Raw genomic sequence first — 17,770 nt, 5'->3', positions numbered from 1 at the left:
ACCTTTTCCACATAGTTTTCCACATTTTTGATTTTCGACTTTTTAATACGATTTGTTATGCAAAGGGGCTGTCAAGAAAAAATTTCTGTAAAAAATGTAGAAAATGATGTTGCCGAATTTTGAATATTTTTTATGTAATTTTCAAACACTATTTGTATAATTTGGTGCACCGAAAAAACGCACCCTGAAAGGAAGCTGAAAATGTTAAAGGGAGTAAACAAGCAAATACTTGAAATCACCAATCCGGAATCACCGTATTTTGAAAAAATTATCTTTTTTGTTCGTCCCGATTCGCAGGGCTATGACGACAAAGCAATAAAAAACGAGGCTGAAAAAATATCAACATCAACTGCTCTGCGACCGCCAAAGCAAAAAAGAAGCACAAAGCGAATACTATTAATCGCCCTGTATGCAGGGTTGTCGGTTTTGTGCTCGGCGTGTGTGGCTTTTTTGCTAAAGGACTTTAATATTATATAGGATAAGATATAAGGAGAGGCTTATGAAAAACAAAATTACAAAAACCGTCATTTCATTCACCCTTGCCGTTGCAATTATGCTAGGTGTTGCAGGCGCCGGCTCAATTGTATACGACAGCTTTATTAAGGAAGAGAGCATTTATGCCCTGTCAAAATTAGGCTCAAGCGGCAGCGAGGTAAAAAAGATTCAGCAAAAGCTTCAGTCGCTCGGCTACTACAACGGTGCCATCGACGGAGTTTACGGCTCACAAACCCGTAAGGCAGTTACGGCATTCCAAAAAAACTGCGGAATTACGGCAGACGGCATTTGCGGAAAAACAACTCTGCTTTACCTCGGCTTGAGTGACAGCGGTAATAACGGCTATACGAACGCAGATGTTGAGCTGCTCGCAAAGGTTATCTCGGCAGAAGCAAGAGGCGAAAGCTACGAGGGTCAGGTTGCCGTAGGTGCAGTTATTCTAAACAGGGTGGCGCACCCGTCATTTCCCGATTCGCTATCCGGAGTGGTTTACCAAAAGGGTGCATTTTCCTGCGTAAACGACAGCAACTGGTATCAGCCCGTTGCACAGTCAAGCAAGCGCGCGGCACAAGACGCCCTTAACGGATGGGACCCGACAGGCGGAGCAATTTATTACTTTAATCCTGCAAAAACAAGCGATTCGTTTATGCACTCGCGTCCGGTAATCAAAACCATAGGCAACCACAGATTTTGCATTTGAGGTGAGGGTGCAATATGATAAACAGTAATATACGCAAGGCTGTAATTATCGGCTGTGGATTTGTCGGCTCGGCGTGTGCCTTTGCACTTATGCAAAGCGGTCTGTTCAACGAGCTTGTGCTGATTGACGCAAATCACGACAGGGCAGAGGGTGAGGCGCTCGACATCAGCCACGGACTGCCGTTTTCAAAGCCTATGCAAATCTATGCAGGCACATATGACGACATTTCCGATGCATCTATTGTAATAATCACCGCAGGAACAGGACAAAAGGAGGGTGAAACCCGCCTTGACCTTGTGCATAAAAACGTGGAGATATTCAAATCTATAATCGGGCAAATATCAACTCGAAGCTTCAACGGTATACTTTTGATAGTATCAAACCCTGTTGATATTCTGACCTACACTGCACTGAAGCTTTCAGGTCTGCCGTCAAACAGGGTGTTCGGCTCGGGCACTGTTCTTGACACGGCAAGGCTCAAGCACCTTCTCGGTGAGCATCTTGGCGTTGACGCAAGGAGCGTTCACGCGTTTATTCTCGGCGAGCATGGCGACAGCGAAATTGCCGCGTTCAGCAGCGCAAATGTTTCCGGAATTCCGCTTAGGTGTTTTTGCAAAAAAAACTGCGGTGACATCTGTCATCCCAAAAAAATGGACGAAATTGCAGACGATGTAAAAAACATTGCCTACGAAATTATCAAAAAGAAAAACGCCACCTACTATGGCATTGCGATGAGCGTCAAGCGTATTTGCGAGGCTGTCGTGCTTGACCAAAAATCCATCCTCCCCGTTTCGTGCATACAAAACGGACTGTACGGGATAAATGATGTTGCACTGAGTATGCCTGCGATTGTGGGTGAAAACGGAGTTGAAAGGAACATTGATATTCCGTTAAACGACGAGGAGCAGGAGGCAATTAAACATTCGGCAGACACCCTACACTCAATAATCAAGGACATCGATTTTTGATTAAGCAAGCGAAATAAATCCTATCAATTATTTTTCTATCTATATTGACATAATTCGACTTTTGCATTACAGTATATGTAATAGGAGATGAGATTATGGCATTTAACCCAATGGCACTTTTACAGCTAAAGGAAAAGGTAGAGGGATTCAATTCAAGGCATCCCAAGCTTGCTATGTTCTTTAACGACGCGGGTGCAAGAATAGACACCGGTGCCGTGCTTGAAATTTCCGTAACAACTGTAAGCGGAGAAAAAATCCGCACTAATTTTAGGGTTGCAGAAGAGGACAAGGAGCTTTTTTCCATGCTGTCATCAATAATAAATCAAAACAGATAGGAGAATAATTATGGTTTTTAATGTTACAACGGAAGACTTTGACAAAGAGGTGCTCAGCTTTGACGGAAAGGTTTTGGTTGACTTTTGGGCAGAATGGTGCGGACCTTGTATGATGCTCGGGCCTGTAATTGAAGAGGTAAGCGAGGAGATAGATGACGTAAAGTTTTGCAAGGTCAACTGTGACGAGGCAAGAGAGCTTGCGCTTGAGTACGGAATTATGTCCATTCCCTGCCTGCTTGTTTTTGAAAACGGCGAGCTTGTTAACCAATCTATCGGCTATATCGACAAGGACTCTGTAATCAACCTTGTAAAATAAACGAAAAGAAAATTCGCTGTCGCACACAAAGGCAACAGCGAATTTTTATATTATTGTGTTATTTAATTTTAACGTATTTCACCTTTGACCATTTGGTATATTTTCCGGTGGCCTTATTTTTTGCCCTAACACGAACATAAACCTTTTTCTTTGATTTAAGCTTTTTTATGGTGACGGCACCTGTTTTGTACGAAAGGGTTTTGGTTTTTGCTTTTTTGAAGCTCTTGCTGTAGCTGTACTGAATTTGGTACTTGCTGACATTTGCCTGAGAATTCCACTTAAACTTCAGCTTGCCCTTTGCGGTAGATTTAATATAAGTGATTTTAGGAGTCTTAACAGTAGGAGCCTTGGCTTTGCTTGTTTCAATTTTGCCTGTACCGTCGGCAACAACATTTACCACGCCGTTAACCGCAGGGGTTTGAGCTGAGTCAACTACCACATCTCTGAATTCCTGCACCCAGTAATATTTACCGTTAATATAAGCACAGGCAATACCCACAGCGGTAAAGCTGCTGCCAAGCATATTTCTTCTGTGGCCCTGACCCTCGTACTTTTCGTTATCCTCGCGCCAAAGCTCAAATACGGGTAGAGGATCATTTCCCATGCCTTCTGTCACCGCAATGTTTTCACCGACGGCACCGGGTTTGTAATAGGAATATGCGGTAAACGGTGATGTGCCGTTTGGACGAGTATGGTCGAATTTAACAGAAATCTCTGCCGCGCGAAGCATAGCTGTTTTTTCAAGGTCGTAATCGTAAACAAGCGTATTTCTCTTTGGATAGCTTACCTTTTTAGTGTTGCCCTCATCCCAGCACCATGTGTTTGATGCCCTGAAATTATTAATCATACCAAGCATTTTACGTGCTTGAGTTTGACAATACTGCACAGAAACGGTGCTGCCTGCGCTTGCAGACATTCCCGCAACGCTCAAAACTCCTGTCAGCATTACAATCGACAATAACAATGAAATTATCCTTTTCATAGTAACACCTCGTTTCTTAATATTATACTATCATACAAAATGATTAATGTCTATAATTAAAGGCACAAATCTGCACAATGCACAAAAAACAGGTTGTCCGTTTATACAAGGGAGCAATTCGAACACTCCGATAAACAGCTTGGCTCCCCTTTAATCAAGAGGAGCCATAAATTATTTTTCATATATGCTTCTTTTGAGCGAGCCTATGTACGGGATATTCCTGTAATCCTGATCATAGTCAAGACCGTAGCCGACAACAAATTCGTCGGGCACATCACAGCCGACATAATCCGGATGAATATCCACAACTCTGCGATCGGGCTTGTCAAGAAGGGTGACTATTGAGATACTGTTTGCACCTCTTGCGCTGAGCATATTTTTAACATACTCAAGAGTTCTGCCGGAGTCAAGAATATCCTCAACAAGCAAAACATCATAGCCCTGAAGGTCAATATCAATATCCTTAATAATCTTTACTGCACCCGATGAGCGAGTGCCTCCGCCGTAGCTTGATACTGCAAGAAAATCCACCTTAAGCGGCAAATCAATACATCTTGTAAGGTCTGCCATAAAATACAGCGAGCCCTTAAGAATACCCACAACAAGCAAATTTTTACCTTCAAAATCCTTGGTAATCTGCTTGCCGAGGCGGCGGTTGATAGCGTCAAGCTCCTCCTGTGTAACAAGCACCTTTTCTATATTATTGTCCAAATTTGCCATACTGTTACCGTTCCTCTCTAAAGTAGGACAGACCCAAAGCAGCAGGACCCTGGTCCTCCTTTTTCTTTCTTACACTTACTGCGATAAGCACAATAATTGTAACAACATAAGGAATCATCTTGAACAGCTCCTGTGTGCGCAATGCACTCGGAACGTAAAGATAAACAATGTAAAGCCCACCGAATACGATTGAACCGAATATGCTGAGGTTCGGCTTCCAAATTGCAAAGATAACAAGTGCGATTGCAAGCCAGCCTCTATCACCGAAGCCGTCGTTTGACCATACGCCGTTTGCGTAGTCCATAACGTAATACAATCCGCCCAAGCCTGCAATGATTGAGCCTATGCCCGTAGCAATGTACTTTGTTTTTTCTACATTAATGCCTGCGGCGTCTGCTGTTGCAGGGTTTTCACCTACTGCACGCAAATGCAGGCCTGCTCTTGTTTTGTTAAGAACAAACGCACATACAAGCGCAATAATGATTGACAGATAAGCCAAGAAGCCGTAGCTCAAAAACAGCTTGCCGAACCAGCCTGTTGTTTCTGCCCAAGGCATTGTTTTGCTGAAATATGCAGATGTTGTTGACAATGCAACAGAAGGAACATCTGCGCCTGTAAGCTTGATAAGCGAGCCACCGAAAAAGTTGCCGAAGCCTGTACCAAAGGTTGTAAGTGCAAGACCTGTAACATTTTGGTTTGCCTTTAGTGTAACTGTCAGGAACGAATAAATCATTCCGGCGAGAAGCGAGCCGAGCACGCAGGAAATAAGCGGAATAAAAATTGCAAGAAAAGCATTTGCGTCACCTTTATCCGTAAGGCTGTTTTCATAAAAGAACGCGCCTATTACACCGCTCATACCGCCGATATACATAATACCCGGAATACCAAGATTCAGGTTGCCTGATTTTTCTGTAATAATTTCACCGGTTGAGCCAAACAAAAGCGGAATGCCTTGCATTATGGCTCTGTGAAGAAAAGAAAACATATTACTTTGCCTCCTTTTTTGATGAATTACGGAACTGAAGCTTGTAATTAATGAAGAACTCACTGCCGATAATGAAGAACAAAATTATACCCGTAATGATTTCCGAAAAGCTTTGGTTGAGGCCGAAAATCATAGAGATTTGGTCTGCGCCTGCTTCAAGGAACACCAAAAGGAATGACGTGAGTATCATATATATAGGATTAAACTTGGCAAGCCACGATACCATAATGGCGGTAAAGCCTCTGCCGTCCGCGGTGGTGGTAGAGATTGTATGGTCTGTGCCTCCTACAAGCAGCAAGCCTGCAATACCGCAGATTGCACCCGACAGAAACATTGTTCTTAAAATAACCTTCTTTACGTTAATTCCAATGTATCTTGCCGTGTTTTCGGACTCACCTACTACGGAGATTTCGTATCCGTGCTTTGAATATTTAAGGTAAATGTACATTCCTACCGTAATTGCAAGCACAACAAGAATGTTAAGCAGGTAGCTCTTATCTGCGATAACAGGGAGCCAACCTGCCTCTGTGTCACGGTTGATAATGCCTATTTTGCCTGCGCCCTTAGGATTTTCCCAAAGCATACAAAAATACGATACAAGCTGAATTGCAACATAGTTCATCATAAGTGTAAACAGGGTTTCGTTTGTGTTGAACCTTGCCTTGAACACTGCGGGAATTAATGCCCACAGCGCACCTGCAAGCACAGATGCAATTATCATCACCAAAATGAGCAACGCATTTGGAATTTTGCCGCCGAGCAATACCATACAGGCTGTTGTTGCAAGTCCGCCGATAAGCACCTGGCCCTCGCCGCCGATGTTCCAAAATCGCATCTTAAACGCAGGAGTTAATGCAAGCGATACGCAAAGCAGCATTGCAAGATTTTGAAAAAGCTTCCACACCTTTCGGCTGCTGCCAAACGCACCCTCAAACATTGTGATGTATACACTGATTGGGTTTTCGCCCGTAAGAAGCATTGTGAGTATGCCCGAAAAAACAAGGGCAAGCACAATGGCAATGATACGGATTGCCCAAGATTTTGTTTTTGAAACAGAATCTCTTTTTACAACGTGAAACAGAGGTTCTTTAACGGAATTTTTCTTTGCCATTATTCTTCCTCCCTTTCAACACTCTTTGTCATAAGCAGGCCGATTTCTTCCTTTGTAGCGGTCTTGCCGTCCACAATACCTGTAATACAGCCTGAATTAATAACCATAATTCTGTCGCACAGCTCGATGAGAACGTCCAAATCCTCACCTACAAAAATAACTGCCGTGCCCTTTTCCTTTTGCTCCGAAAGCAAGCCGTAAATGGTGTACGATGAATTAATATCAAGTCCTCTTACGGGATACGCCACCATAAGCACCTTTGGACCCAAGGCAATCTCTCTGCCGACAAGCACCTTTTGCACGTTACCGCCTGACAGTCGTCTAACCGGGGTTGACGCGCTCGGGGTGGACACCTCAAGCTTTTCAATAATATCGTCTGCCAGCATCTTTGGCTCTTTTCTGCTGAGGAATGCGGTTTTGCCTCCCTTGTAGGAACGCAGCATCATATTGTCTACAATATCCATATTGCCGACAAGTCCCATACCGAGTCTGTCCTCAGGTACAAACGAAAGGGCAATGCCGAGCTTGCGGATTTCTCGCGGTGACTTGCCTACAAGCTGTTGCGGTCCAAGGTCGTCCGGCTTATAAAGAATGCTTGATTTTTTGGTGGTCTGCTGAAGCCCTGCAATGGATTCAAGCAGCTCCTTTTGACCGCAGCCGCTGATACCGGCAATGCCGAGGATTTCTCCTCCGTATGCCTTAAAGCAAACATTGTCAAGTGCCTTTGTGCCGTCTCTTTTGATAACGGTCAGGTTTTCTACATCAAGTCTTTCCTTAACGTTTTTAGGTTCTTCTCTTATGATATTTAAGTCTACCTTTTCACCCATCATGGCCTCGGTGAGCGATTGCTCGGTTGCTTGCTTTGTTTCAACCGTTTTTATATGCTCACCCTTGCGAAGAATTGCAACCCTGTCGGATATTTCCAAAACCTCGTGAAGCTTGTGGGTTATTATGATAATTGATTTACCGTCCTTGCGCATATTGCGAAGAACATCAAATAATTTTTCCGTTTCCTGTGGGGTAAGCACAGCGGTTGGCTCGTCAAGAATAAGAATATCCGCACCTCTGTACAATACCTTAATAATTTCTACCGTCTGCTTTTCGGACACAGACATATTGTATATTTTTTTGTCTAAATCAATGCTAAAGCCGTATTTGTCCGTAATGGCCTTAACGCGCTTTTTCGCCTCTTTAATGTTATATCTTTTTTCATCCTCTACACCGAGAATTATGTTTTCGGTAGCAGTAAAAACATCAACAAGCTTAAAGTGCTGATGTATCATACCTATCTTATACTTAAAAGCATCCTTTGGAGATTTGATAACAACCTCTTCTCCCTCAACAAAGATTTGCCCCTCGTCAGGGAAATAGATACCGGACACCATATTCATAAGTGTGGTTTTGCCGGAACCGTTTTCACCCAGGATAGCCAAAATTTCTCCGTGGCGAACATCAAGAGAAACATTATTGTTGGCAACAACCTTGCCAAAGCTCTTGGTAACGCCCTTTAATTCTAAAGCTAATTTGTTTTCCATGGCGACCTCGTTTATCATAAAAGAATTAAAAATATGCTCATCATAAAATAACTATACCGTGACGGAGTCGCCTCCGCCACGGGTAGTGTTATGAATTAAGGATTATTAGAATGCAACGTCAAGCAATTCGATACCGTCAATCTGAAGATCGAAGTATGGAGCTGAACGGTACTCTGACTCGTGGAAATAGCCGTCTGATACAACCTCTGTATCTGCCTCATAGTTAGCATCTGAATTTACATCTGCCATATAGCTTGTGAGGTGACCGTCAGCGTCAACCTTTGCATTTACGTTCTTGTCAGCTGTTACTGTAACAGTAAATGTTGATGTATCAAATACGTGGATTGAACCGTCAGCCAAGCCCTTCTTTGCAGCCTCAACTGATTCTGCAGTCTTTGCAGCAGGAGCCTTTGCACCGAAATCTGTAAGGCAAACTGAATTGTCAGCTACTGTACCAACGAAATCAGTTTCAATTTCCTTGCCCTCTTGAAGAGCCTTGATGCAATGCTCATAGTAAGGAGCCCAGTTGATTCTTGATGAAACGATGAATGTTTCAGGACAAGCAGATTCTGTTGAACCGTTGTATGAAACGTTTGGTACGCCTGCCTTTTCGCATGCAGTAGGAGCACCCATTGAGTCAGCGTGCTGTGAAATAAGTACGCAGCCGTTGTTGATAAGCTTTTGAGCAGCTTCCTTTTCTGCAGTTTCATCATACCAAGAGCCTGTGAATGAAACCTCCATTGTTACTGTTGGGCAAACGCTCTTTGCACCCAAGTAGAATGATGTGTAGCCAGAGATAACCTCTGCGTAAGTGTAAGCACCTACATAGCCCATCTTTGCCTTGTCAGCAGTAATCTTCTTTGCCTCGATCATCTCGTTGAGCTTTTCACCTGCAGCAACACCTGCAAGGAATCTGCCCTCGTAGATTGCGGCAAATGCATTGTGGAAGTTTGAAAGACCTTCTGTGTGAGCCTTTGTACCTGTTGCGTGAAGGAACTGTACCTCAGGGAAGTCCTTTGCAGCCTGGATGAGATAATCCTCGTGACCGAAGCTGTCTGCAAGGATAAGATTGCAGCCCTCGTCAACAAGCTCTGCAGCAGCCTCGTAAGCAGCCTGACCTTCTTCAATGTTGTTCTTCTGAACAAGCTCAACACCGCAAGCCTCTGCAGCCTCAACAGCAGCAGAAATAAAGTTCTTGTCGTAGGTTGAGTTTTCATCGTGAAGAGTAATCAAACCAAACTTAACAGTCTTTGCGTTTGCATTGCTCTCGCCCTCGCCGTCAGTTGCTGCTGAGCAGCCTGCAAATGCAGCTACTGCAAACAAAGCGGCAAGGATAACAGCCAAAACTCTTTTTGTGATTTTCATTTGTGTTTCCTCCGTTTTATAAAAATGATTTATATTACAGACGTTTCCGTCTAATAACCTAATTTCTGAAAACTACCTCGCCCTTGTCGGCGTCCATAGATTCAATAATAGCAAGGCTTTCTACCCTTATGCCCTCGGCACGAAGCTCGTCGCCGCCGTGCTGATAGCCCTTTTCGATAACCGTGCCGCAGCCCACAAGCTCTGCACCGCTTTCCTTAACAAGACTTATCAGCCCCTTAAGCGCGTTGCCTATGGCAAGAAAGTCGTCAACAATAAGCACCTTGTCACCGGGGTTAAGAAATTTTTTGCTGACCATAATGTTATAGGTGGTGCCGTGAGTAAAGGACTCAACCTGTGCGGTATAAACATCGCCTGCAATGTTTTTTGTTTTGTTTTTCTTTGCAAAAACTAAAGGACACCCAAATTCCTGCGCAACCATAGTACCGATAGCAATACCTGATGCCTCGATTGTCAGAACCTTATTGATGCCCTCATCTTTATACAGTCTATGAAATTCCTTACCTACCTCAGCCAAAAAGCCGCAGTCGATCTGGTGGTTAAGAAAGCAGTCTACTTTAAGGATGTTTCCGGCATAAACCTGTCCTTCTTCAAGAATTTTCTTCTTTAGCAAATCCATAGCTGTACCACCTAACATAGTTTTGTCACGCTTATATAATATATTATATCTTTGCAAAATTCAACATTTTTTTATGTTTGATACACTTTTTTAACTTTTTTAACTTTTTTGCAAATAGCCTAACAGTATTCGAACAAAATTAGGTTTATATTAACAAATTTACGATTATACTGCGTTAATTTTTAATTGAATACGCAAGTATGCAATTAAAAATATGCCTTGTCTAATTAAAAATTTGTTTAATATAAACTGCTACGCACCTAAAGTGAGTTAGTTTGTGTAGCTGTCGTCATTTCTTTGACGAAGTTATACTGCCGTATATCAAGGCAAAAAATGGCGACAGATACCATAATTACCTTACTTTAGGCTATTAGGTTCGGATACTGTTAGGCTAAGGCAATGGTTGATAATCTGCAATATTTGGTGTATGATATAATGAATTGTACAAAGGAGATTTAACAGAAAATGGTGAAGCTTATTGCTCTTGATTTGGACGGAACTCTTATGTCTGCCGACCATATGACCGTTACACAAAAAACAAAGGAAGCATTAAGGCTCGCTCACGACCGAGGTGCCAAAATCAGCATTGCAACCGGCAGAACCCTGGCAATTATCGGCGATGTGTGCGAGCAGGTGCCCGAGATAGATTACATCATTTATTCAAACGGTGCAGGAGTGTACGACAGACGAAGCAAAAAAACAATATACAAATCCTTTATGCCTTGGAGCTTTTGCAGGGAGGTGCTCTGTACCCTTGACAAAATGCCTGCATTTCTTGAGGTTTATGTTGACGGCGTCAGCTACTACCAAACCGACAAGGGTGAATTTTTTCCAAAGGATGCCTTGCCTCAAAAATTTGTTGACACTCTTATGGGGCAGATGACAGGGGTTGAAAGCCTAAAGCAAGCCCTTAACAAAAAGGATATTGAAAAGCTCACCGTTTATTTTGATGACAGACAGGATTACGAAAACTGTTGGAATTACCTGTCGGGCTTTGACGAAATATATCTTGCGTCATCTCTGCCGACAAGCATGGAGTTTACACGAAAAAATGTAAACAAGGGTACCGCACTTGAGGGAATGTGCAGGGTGCTTGGAATTACCGCGGATGAATGTATGGCATTCGGCGACGCAGGTAATGATTGCGAAATGCTTGATTTTTGCAAGTACGGATTTGCAATGGGCAACGCAACACAGGAGTGCAAGGCTCACGCAAAGTATATTACAAAATCAAATGCCGAGGACGGAATCGCCCACGGCATAGAAATGATAATAAAATAGCTGCTATGAAATTTTTGAGGCTACCAGCTTCCGCCGCCTCCGCCGCCAAAGCCACCGCCGGAGAAGCCGCCGCCTCCACCGCCAAAGCCTCCGCCCGAGGCATTATCGGACGGAACAGACACCATTGCCCTTGATATATCCGTCATTGTGCGGTTCATAAAATACAGCATTGTCATTGTGTTAAAGTCGTTGCCGTAATACCAGCTCGGCTTTTCAACGGCAATGCCCTCAAAATTCTTTATCCAATTGTCCGACACACCTAAAACATAGGCATACGGCAAAATGTCATAAAAATATGTTGGGTTTTCCTCAACCAACGCCTCAAGCCTTTCCTTTTCTGCCGATTCAAGAAAAATCTTAAAGCCGTTTATCTTTTGCTTTATATCGTGTCCCTCATCTGTTCTTTGCCTGATGAAGAACGCAAAGCAAAACGCAATCAGTGAAATGATTAAGCCGATACCGAAGAAAACAAATCTTTCATTGCCCACAAACACAGACCTAAAAATAAGGAAATCAACCGCAACACCGACAACAACCGCTATCCAGCCGACAAGCCTCATTAGCAGAGATTTGTTGTTAAACACCTTTGACGTTTCCATATTAAGCGTTTGCCGAATAGAATTGACTGTCTTGTAAAAGCTTTCCTCCAGGTCGGACAGCATAACCGTATTTCTTGTGCCGTTTTTGAACAAGCCGTCAAAGAACATACCTTTAAGCCTGTCGTCACCTGTATATGTATCCTTTGCCTTTGAAATTCTACATTCAAAGGATTTTTTTATGCCCCGTTTTTCTATTTCCTCAATATTGATGTAGCCCTCGTTGGCAAGCTCAATCAACAATCCGATAACGTCATTTTGACTTGCATTGCCCTTGCTCCAGAGTGCAACCTCGGCACTGTTCATATTTTCAGGCGGATAAAACTCGACAACATCAACTATCTTTTTGTCCTTGCCGTATTTTTTCCAAAGAATAAACACAATAGCCAAAGCAATAAGCGGAATCAGCACAAGCAGGGCTAATGCCGTATAATGCAGGGCATAGTTAAAGGTGAAATATCCCTCGTCAAGAAACAGGGTGACGGTTAACGCCTCGTTTGGATTAATCGCTCTGTCAACGGTACCGCTAATAACGTTTTCGTTAACCGTGTAGGCAACGCCGTTACTGTCGTTGCTACCGTATTCTCCTATGTAAAACGAAAGCTTGTCAGTGTTAAAATCGGTATTCGGCATTGTTATCGTAAAGCTTACGTTGCTTATTCTTGTATCCCAGCCGGTGCCGATAATGTTATAATACAAAGCGTCAAAGCCGTCATTTGCGTCCTTGCCCATATCAAAGGTGTAGGATATTGTGTACTGCTTTTCGCCCGTAATCGTTGTGTCTGCGTCACCGATTTTGATAACATAATTGTTGTTTTCGGTGTATGTTTCATAATTATCGCTGACATCAACACCGCTTACCCTTGACTTGATTTTCTGTATACTGCCGTCGCTCTGCTTAACTGTGTTTACATACGGAATATATCTGAATATGCCGTGCTTAGGAACATTAAAGCAGGCAGTAATTTTTTCGGTAACATCAAGCGAGTTATCTTCATTAACAACAATACCTATATCGTAGGCAGATATTTCGTAATCATAATTTTCATAGCCGTAATTGTAGTAATAGCTGTCGTCGAACACCTCCTGCTCCTCGGCAAAGGAGGTAACAGGCATAAGGACAATTACAGCCATAATCATACAAATTATTGCATGCTTAAAGTGTGTTTTCATTAAAACTCTACCTTTACAGCCTTTCTTTCGCTCTCGTCGTCAACAACAAACATTTCCTTCTTTTCAAAGTGGAACATTGACGCAACAATGCTCGACGGAAACATCTCCACCTTGTTGTTAAAGGATTTTACAACCGCATTGTAAAACTTGCGGGCGTTTGCAATATCCTCCTCGGTCTTTTTAAGCTGTGAATTAAGCTCAATAAAGTTTTCGTTTGCCTTAAGCTGCGGATACTGCTCGGCAACAATGTTGATGCTTTTGATTGCCTCGTTCAATTCCGAATTTGCCTTAATCTTCTCCTGCGGATTCATGCTTGCATAACCGCCGTTTCGTGCGGCGATAACATTTTCAAGTGTTTGAGCCTCGTGCTTTGCATATGCCTTAACAGACGATACAATATTCGGAATCAAATCCCATCTTTTCTTAAGGTAAACATCCATAGTGGAGAATGCCTCCTCAACCGAATTCTTACCCTTTACAAATGAGTTGTAGGTTGATGCAATGTAAACTGCAATAAGCACCACAAGCACCACCAAGGCAATAATTGCATATTTCATATGAACTCCCCCTTAAAATATTAGTTCAATTTCAATATATCACAACAGTATATATTTTTCAAGAAAAACAAAAAACCTGTCAAACGACAGGTTTTTTCAGCGTGTCGAAAAAGTCAAATTATAAATTTCGGCAAGCTGGTAGATTGTTGAGAAATGGAGCTGAATTTCGCATTTTGCGAGGGAAGATGTACGAGGGTACCTCGACCGAGCAAAAGGCGAAAAACGCCAAAAGCAGATTGAACTCGATGTTCAATCTGCTTTTTATCCCCTCAGTTTCGCTTCGCTCAACAGCTCCCCTTACAATAAGGGGAGCCATTTATATCCTCTTTTGGCGTGGTTCAGCCCACTTTATCGACAATATAAAGGACCTGTCAGATGACAGGTCCTTTATTTCTGGAGCGGATTACGAGACTCGAACTCGCTACCTTCACCTTGGCAAGGTGACGCTCTACCGGATGAGCTAAATCCGCGATTGCAAAACATATTATATCTGCAATCAGGTCATTTGTCAAGGCTTTTTTAATTTTTCTTATAATTATCTTGTGGGAACAATTTTGTCCTTGCCGCCCATATACATACGCAATGCCTCAGGGATAGAAACAGAGCCGTCTGCGTTAAGGTTGTTTTCCAAAAATGCAATCAACATTCTCGGCGGTGCAACAACTGTGTTGTTAAGGGTGTGAGCAAGATAATTGCCGTTTTCGCCCTTAACTCTTATCTTTAGGCGTCTTGCCTGCGCGTCTGTAAGATTTGAGCATGAGCCAACCTCAAAGTATTTCTGCTGTCTCGGTGACCAAGCCTCAACATCAACAGACTTTACCTTAAGGTCTGCAAGGTCGCCCGAGCAGCACTCAAGTGTACGAACGGGAATGTCAAGCGAACGGAACAAATCAACTGTGTTCTGCCACAGCTGGTCAAACCAGTACATAGACTCCTCAGGCTTGCAAACAACAACCATTTCCTGCTTTTCAAACTGATGAATTCTGTACACACCGCGCTCCTCAATGCCGTGAGCACCCTTTTCCTTACGGAAGCAAGGGGAATATGATGTGAGTGTGAGAGGAAGCTTTTCCTCCGGTGTAATTGTGTCGATAAACTTGCCTATCATAGAGTGCTCCGATGTTCCTATAAGGTACAGATCCTCGCCCTCAATCTTGTACATCATTGCATCCATTTCCTCAAAGCTCATAACACCTGTAACAACGTTTGAGCGAATCATATACGGTGGAATGCAGTATGTGAAGCCACGGTCAATCATAAAGTCACGCGCGTAGCTGATAACTGCCGAATGAAGCCTTGCAATGTCACCCATAAGGTAGTAAAAGCCGTTACCTGCAACTCTGCCGGCAGCCTCCATATCAATACCGTCAAAGGTTTCCATAATATCGGTATGATAAGGGATTTCGTAATCAGGAACAACAGGCTCGCCGTATCTTTTAACCTCAACATTTTCGCTGTCGTCCTTACCGATAGGCACAGACTCGTCAATAATGTTTGGAATCATCATCATTCTTTGAGTAACCTCGTTGTTAAGCTCGGTTTCTCTTGCAGCAAGCTCCTCAAGCTCCTTTGCCTGTGCGGTAACCTGCTCTTTAAGAGCCATACCCTCTTCCTTTTTGCCCTGTGCCATCAAAGCACCGATTTCCTTTGAAATCTTGTTTCTGTTTGCTCTGAGCTCGTCCGCTCTTGAAATAACGGTACGGCGCTCCTCATCAAGAGCAATAACCTCGTCCACAAGGTTAAGCTTATGCTCCTGAAATTTCTTTTTGATGTTTTCCTTAACAAGCTCCGGATTTTCACGGACAAATTTAATATCTAACATAGTCGTTCTCCTACAAATTATTTTCAAATATGTATTATATTACTTTGCAATCGCATTTGCAATATTTTTTAGGTCATCAAGGGTATAAAATTCTATTTCAAGTGTGCCCTTGCTTCTGCCGTTGTATACCTTTACCTTTGTGCCGAGTGCCTCGCTGAGCGAAAGCTCAACCTCGTCGTAAAAGCTGTCGCGTCTTTGGGTGCGCTTAGGCTCGCTTGCCCTTGCAGGGCGCTTTGCCATTTTTTCCACATCTCTTACCGTCAGCTTTTTAGGTACAATCTGCTTTGCACATTCAATCATCATAGGCTGATTGTCAAATGCAAGCAATGCCCTTGCGTGACCGGCGGAAATAACGCCGTCCTTTGCCATATCTCTTACCTCTTGGGGCAGTTTAAGAAGTCGCAAAGAATTTGTAATCGCAGGTCTTGACTTTCCGACAGAAACGGCAACCTCCTCCTGAGTGTATCCGCATTTGTCAATAAGTGCCTGCAAGCCCTCCGCCTCTTCAATAGGGTTAAGGTCCTCTCTTTGCAGGTTTTCAATGATGGCTATTTCCATAGCCTCGGTGTCGGAAAGCTCCTTGATTATTACGGGAACCTCCTTGAGCTCTGCCATACGGCTTGCCCTCCACCTGCGTTCACCTGCAACAAGCTGGTATCCGCCGTTTGCAAGAGGGCGTACCAGCAAGGGCTGAAGCACGCCGTGCTGACGGATAGAATCCGCAAGCTCCGCAAGTGCAGTTTCGTCAAATGTTTTACGCGGTTGCTCCTTGTTTGGAACAATTTCGTTAATGCTTAAGGTGCTTGTAGACACCATACTGTCTGTGTTATTTTCCAGCATAAGAGCACCGAGCCCCTTGCCGAGTCCTGACATTTTCGCCATATTTTCCTCCTATTGCTTCGCCTCGTTCGGCCTTGCACATCCTGTAAGCAATGCACAGCCAACACCCATCGAAGCGTACTTGATTATAATGATTATGTTCAAAATTTTTGAATATACAAACAATCCGCCTGTTTCACAAAAAGCGTTTGCTATTCTTTGTGTCAAAAGACCGCCGTCCATTGCGTAATATGTAAAATCACTGAACGCCATAACAACACCCATACCCGTAAACAGTACGGCAAATATTATTGCCACAGCCGTAAGGTACTGCTTTTTTGACGGAGAAATATTGCCAACAAGAAATACCGCTATGCACAGTACAAAAACTATCGGAGCCGAAATGCCGTAGGTCGCCAAGCCCAAAAGCATTTCAAACAATCCCTCTCCGCAAGCGCCGAGACATTCTATCACAGCAAGACCGATAATAATATGATGAACACCTGCGTAGATAGAAAAATCGGTCATATCAGACAAATACAGCTCATGCCTTTTTGCCTTTGTTACATACCGGATAAACAGTACAAGCTCAGTGATTGCTACGGCTATCATCAACCACGTCATACCGACAAAGTAATCGAAAAAATCAAGCATTCCAACAGGGCGACCGTCGTAAAACCAATTTTCCGTAATCATTTCCACACAGACATATATCTGTGCCAAAAACGATATGCCGAACATCAGCGACGATACAACCAACCGTGCTTGTGTCGGTGCAGAGTGTTTATGTTGAACATCAAGCAAGGCAAAACCCATTTGAGACATTACAAGCAATGCAATAGCCAGTGCAACACACCATTCGCCCGTATCCATAACTCTGTCAAAATGAGTTGACTCACCTCTACCCATATAGCTCGGCAGACGGTACTGCATCTTAAAGCACACCGTTTGGATAAGTGCAAGTGCCGACGGCAAAAGCATAAGCCACCAATTTTTGCCCTTGGCTTTCAGACACCCCTGCGATACAAAGCCTGCAACAAAAAGCATTGCCGTTTTCAGCACAAATGCTATGTACACACCTGCGTTCAAATCGGCTCTGATCATAAGCAGATAGCAAAGCTTTATCAAATCCGCAAAGCCGAGTACCATAAACGGCATAGATAGCAGCCTTTTTGAGTTGCACGGTGTTATCAACAGCACAAGCACGGCAAGCGACGCCGTCAACGACGGGAGCATATAGATAAATGTTGTGCCGATGCCGAAATAAGATTTTGTACCGATAAGCAGATTTGCCAAATTTAGCAGTAGCATTAGTGTGGCAAATATTTTGAGCAATACGGCAGTTGTTTTCTGCGATTTGTTTAATTCCATAA

At 43.3% G+C, this 17,770-nt stretch carries 18 protein-coding genes and 1 tRNA gene; 6 read left to right on the top strand and 13 right to left on the bottom strand.

All coding sequences use genetic code 11. The features are described 5' to 3' along the window. Positions 1–201 precede the first annotated feature (201 nt). The 5 genes from Q0P34_RS01140 (at position 202) to trxA (ending at position 2,814) form a co-directional block, all read left to right on the top strand. Positions 202–477, top strand: coding sequence for a hypothetical protein (locus Q0P34_RS01140; RefSeq protein ID WP_294951656.1), 276 nt, complete (start codon positions 202–204; stop codon positions 475–477). A gap of 22 nt (positions 478–499) precedes the next feature. Further along, entirely contained in the window at positions 500–1,195 is a 696-nt protein-coding gene (sleB, locus tag Q0P34_RS01135; RefSeq protein ID WP_294951654.1) for a spore cortex-lytic enzyme, read from the top strand. Between the two features lie 14 nt (positions 1,196–1,209). Continuing rightward, positions 1,210–2,163 carry an L-lactate dehydrogenase gene (locus Q0P34_RS01130; protein ID WP_294951651.1) on the top strand — a complete coding sequence of 318 codons (954 nt, stop codon included), beginning with the start codon at positions 1,210–1,212 and terminating at the stop codon, positions 2,161–2,163. Between the two features lie 95 nt (positions 2,164–2,258). Next, positions 2,259–2,498: a hypothetical protein gene (locus Q0P34_RS01125; protein ID WP_294951649.1), complete on the top strand. Its 240-nt coding sequence runs from the start codon at positions 2,259–2,261 to the stop codon at positions 2,496–2,498. Between the two features lie 10 nt (positions 2,499–2,508). Further along, positions 2,509–2,814: a thioredoxin gene (trxA, locus tag Q0P34_RS01120; protein WP_366783438.1), complete on the top strand. Its 306-nt coding sequence runs from the start codon at positions 2,509–2,511 to the stop codon at positions 2,812–2,814. A gap of 58 nt (positions 2,815–2,872) precedes the next feature. On the opposite strand, the gene Q0P34_RS01115 is transcribed toward trxA, so the two are convergent. The 7 genes from Q0P34_RS01115 to Q0P34_RS01085 form a co-directional block, all read right to left on the bottom strand. Continuing rightward, the gene (locus Q0P34_RS01115; protein WP_294951646.1) at positions 2,873–3,796 is read right to left on the bottom strand and encodes a CAP domain-containing protein; all 924 of its coding nucleotides are present in this window, start codon (positions 3,794–3,796) and stop codon (positions 2,873–2,875) included. 171 nt (positions 3,797–3,967) lie between these two features. Continuing rightward, a complete protein-coding gene (hpt, locus tag Q0P34_RS01110; RefSeq protein WP_294951644.1) occupies positions 3,968–4,516 on the bottom strand; it encodes a hypoxanthine phosphoribosyltransferase in 549 nt (182 codons plus the stop codon). A 4-nt stretch (positions 4,517–4,520) separates the two neighbouring features. After that, a complete protein-coding gene (locus tag Q0P34_RS01105; protein ID WP_294951642.1) occupies positions 4,521–5,501 on the bottom strand; it encodes an ABC transporter permease in 981 nt (326 codons plus the stop codon). Between the two features lies 1 nt (position 5,502). Then, entirely contained in the window at positions 5,503–6,612 is a 1,110-nt protein-coding gene (locus Q0P34_RS01100; protein WP_294951640.1) for an ABC transporter permease, read from the bottom strand. Then, the gene (locus Q0P34_RS01095; protein ID WP_294951638.1) at positions 6,612–8,147 is read right to left on the bottom strand and encodes an ABC transporter ATP-binding protein; all 1,536 of its coding nucleotides are present in this window, start codon (positions 8,145–8,147) and stop codon (positions 6,612–6,614) included. Before Q0P34_RS01095 ends, Q0P34_RS01100 begins: the two co-directional genes overlap by 1 nt. Positions 8,148–8,252: 105 nt before the next feature. Then, entirely contained in the window at positions 8,253–9,512 is a 1,260-nt protein-coding gene (locus Q0P34_RS01090; protein ID WP_294951636.1) for a BMP family ABC transporter substrate-binding protein, read from the bottom strand. 58 nt (positions 9,513–9,570) lie between these two features. Then, positions 9,571–10,149 carry a xanthine phosphoribosyltransferase gene (locus Q0P34_RS01085; protein WP_294951932.1) on the bottom strand — a complete coding sequence of 193 codons (579 nt, stop codon included), beginning with the start codon at positions 10,147–10,149 and terminating at the stop codon, positions 9,571–9,573. Between the two features lie 465 nt (positions 10,150–10,614). Here Q0P34_RS01085 and Q0P34_RS01080 point away from each other — a divergent pair, with 465 nt between their 5' ends. Beyond that, complete coding sequence (locus Q0P34_RS01080; RefSeq protein ID WP_294951634.1) at positions 10,615–11,430, top strand: Cof-type HAD-IIB family hydrolase; 816 nt, start codon at positions 10,615–10,617, stop codon at positions 11,428–11,430. Between the two features lie 20 nt (positions 11,431–11,450). Here the strand turns inward: Q0P34_RS01080 and Q0P34_RS01075 are convergent, their stop codons facing one another. The 6 genes from Q0P34_RS01075 to Q0P34_RS01050 form a co-directional block, all read right to left on the bottom strand. Continuing rightward, positions 11,451–13,199, bottom strand: a complete 1,749-nt coding sequence (locus tag Q0P34_RS01075; RefSeq protein WP_294951632.1) for a DUF2207 domain-containing protein — start codon at positions 13,197–13,199, stop codon at positions 11,451–11,453. Next, positions 13,199–13,756: a LemA family protein gene (locus tag Q0P34_RS01070; protein ID WP_294951630.1), complete on the bottom strand. Its 558-nt coding sequence runs from the start codon at positions 13,754–13,756 to the stop codon at positions 13,199–13,201. Before Q0P34_RS01070 ends, Q0P34_RS01075 begins: the two co-directional genes overlap by 1 nt. A 394-nt stretch (positions 13,757–14,150) precedes the next feature. Then, positions 14,151–14,226: transfer RNA gene (locus Q0P34_RS01065), tRNA-Gly, on the bottom strand. A gap of 65 nt (positions 14,227–14,291) precedes the next feature. Continuing rightward, complete coding sequence (gene serS, locus Q0P34_RS01060; RefSeq protein ID WP_294951628.1) at positions 14,292–15,578, bottom strand: serine--tRNA ligase; 1,287 nt, start codon at positions 15,576–15,578, stop codon at positions 14,292–14,294. Positions 15,579–15,617: 39 nt separating this feature from the next. Continuing rightward, complete coding sequence (locus tag Q0P34_RS01055; protein WP_294951626.1) at positions 15,618–16,460, bottom strand: ParB/RepB/Spo0J family partition protein; 843 nt, start codon at positions 16,458–16,460, stop codon at positions 15,618–15,620. A 9-nt stretch (positions 16,461–16,469) separates the two neighbouring features. Further along, positions 16,470–17,768, bottom strand: coding sequence for a hypothetical protein (locus Q0P34_RS01050; protein WP_294951624.1), 1,299 nt, complete (start codon positions 17,766–17,768; stop codon positions 16,470–16,472). Between the last annotated feature and the right edge of the window lie 2 nt (positions 17,769–17,770).

It is taken from the genome of uncultured Eubacterium sp., assembly GCF_945980375.1.
Taxonomy (GTDB): Bacteria; Bacillota; Clostridia; order Oscillospirales; family Acutalibacteraceae; genus Eubacterium_R.
Note: the sequence above shows the minus strand (reverse complement) of the source record. Positions and strands in the feature narration are given on the sequence as shown.

What these genes read in the sequence shown, in the direction of transcription:
- Q0P34_RS01140 (WP_294951656.1), top strand. Translation starts at nt 202, where the DNA reads ATGTTAAAGGGAGTAAACAAGCAAATACTTGAAATCACCAATCCGGAA.
- sleB (WP_294951654.1), top strand. Translation starts at nt 500, where the DNA reads ATGAAAAACAAAATTACAAAAACCGTCATTTCATTCACCCTTGCCGTT.
- Q0P34_RS01130 (WP_294951651.1), top strand. Translation starts at nt 1,210, where the DNA reads ATGATAAACAGTAATATACGCAAGGCTGTAATTATCGGCTGTGGATTT.
- Q0P34_RS01125 (WP_294951649.1), top strand. Translation starts at nt 2,259, where the DNA reads ATGGCATTTAACCCAATGGCACTTTTACAGCTAAAGGAAAAGGTAGAG.
- trxA (WP_366783438.1), top strand. Translation starts at nt 2,509, where the DNA reads ATGGTTTTTAATGTTACAACGGAAGACTTTGACAAAGAGGTGCTCAGC.
- Q0P34_RS01115 (WP_294951646.1), bottom strand. Translation starts at nt 3,796, where the DNA reads ATGAAAAGGATAATTTCATTGTTATTGTCGATTGTAATGCTGACAGGA.
- hpt (WP_294951644.1), bottom strand. Translation starts at nt 4,516, where the DNA reads ATGGCAAATTTGGACAATAATATAGAAAAGGTGCTTGTTACACAGGAG.
- Q0P34_RS01105 (WP_294951642.1), bottom strand. Translation starts at nt 5,501, where the DNA reads ATGTTTTCTTTTCTTCACAGAGCCATAATGCAAGGCATTCCGCTTTTG.
- Q0P34_RS01100 (WP_294951640.1), bottom strand. Translation starts at nt 6,612, where the DNA reads ATGGCAAAGAAAAATTCCGTTAAAGAACCTCTGTTTCACGTTGTAAAA.
- Q0P34_RS01095 (WP_294951638.1), bottom strand. Translation starts at nt 8,147, where the DNA reads ATGGAAAACAAATTAGCTTTAGAATTAAAGGGCGTTACCAAGAGCTTT.
- Q0P34_RS01090 (WP_294951636.1), bottom strand. Translation starts at nt 9,512, where the DNA reads ATGAAAATCACAAAAAGAGTTTTGGCTGTTATCCTTGCCGCTTTGTTT.
- Q0P34_RS01085 (WP_294951932.1), bottom strand. Translation starts at nt 10,149, where the DNA reads ATGGATTTGCTAAAGAAGAAAATTCTTGAAGAAGGACAGGTTTATGCC.
- Q0P34_RS01080 (WP_294951634.1), top strand. Translation starts at nt 10,615, where the DNA reads ATGGTGAAGCTTATTGCTCTTGATTTGGACGGAACTCTTATGTCTGCC.
- Q0P34_RS01075 (WP_294951632.1), bottom strand. Translation starts at nt 13,199, where the DNA reads ATGAAAACACACTTTAAGCATGCAATAATTTGTATGATTATGGCTGTA.
- Q0P34_RS01070 (WP_294951630.1), bottom strand. Translation starts at nt 13,756, where the DNA reads ATGAAATATGCAATTATTGCCTTGGTGGTGCTTGTGGTGCTTATTGCA.
- serS (WP_294951628.1), bottom strand. Translation starts at nt 15,578, where the DNA reads ATGTTAGATATTAAATTTGTCCGTGAAAATCCGGAGCTTGTTAAGGAA.
- Q0P34_RS01055 (WP_294951626.1), bottom strand. Translation starts at nt 16,460, where the DNA reads ATGGCGAAAATGTCAGGACTCGGCAAGGGGCTCGGTGCTCTTATGCTG.
- Q0P34_RS01050 (WP_294951624.1), bottom strand. Translation starts at nt 17,768, where the DNA reads ATGGAATTAAACAAATCGCAGAAAACAACTGCCGTATTGCTCAAAATA.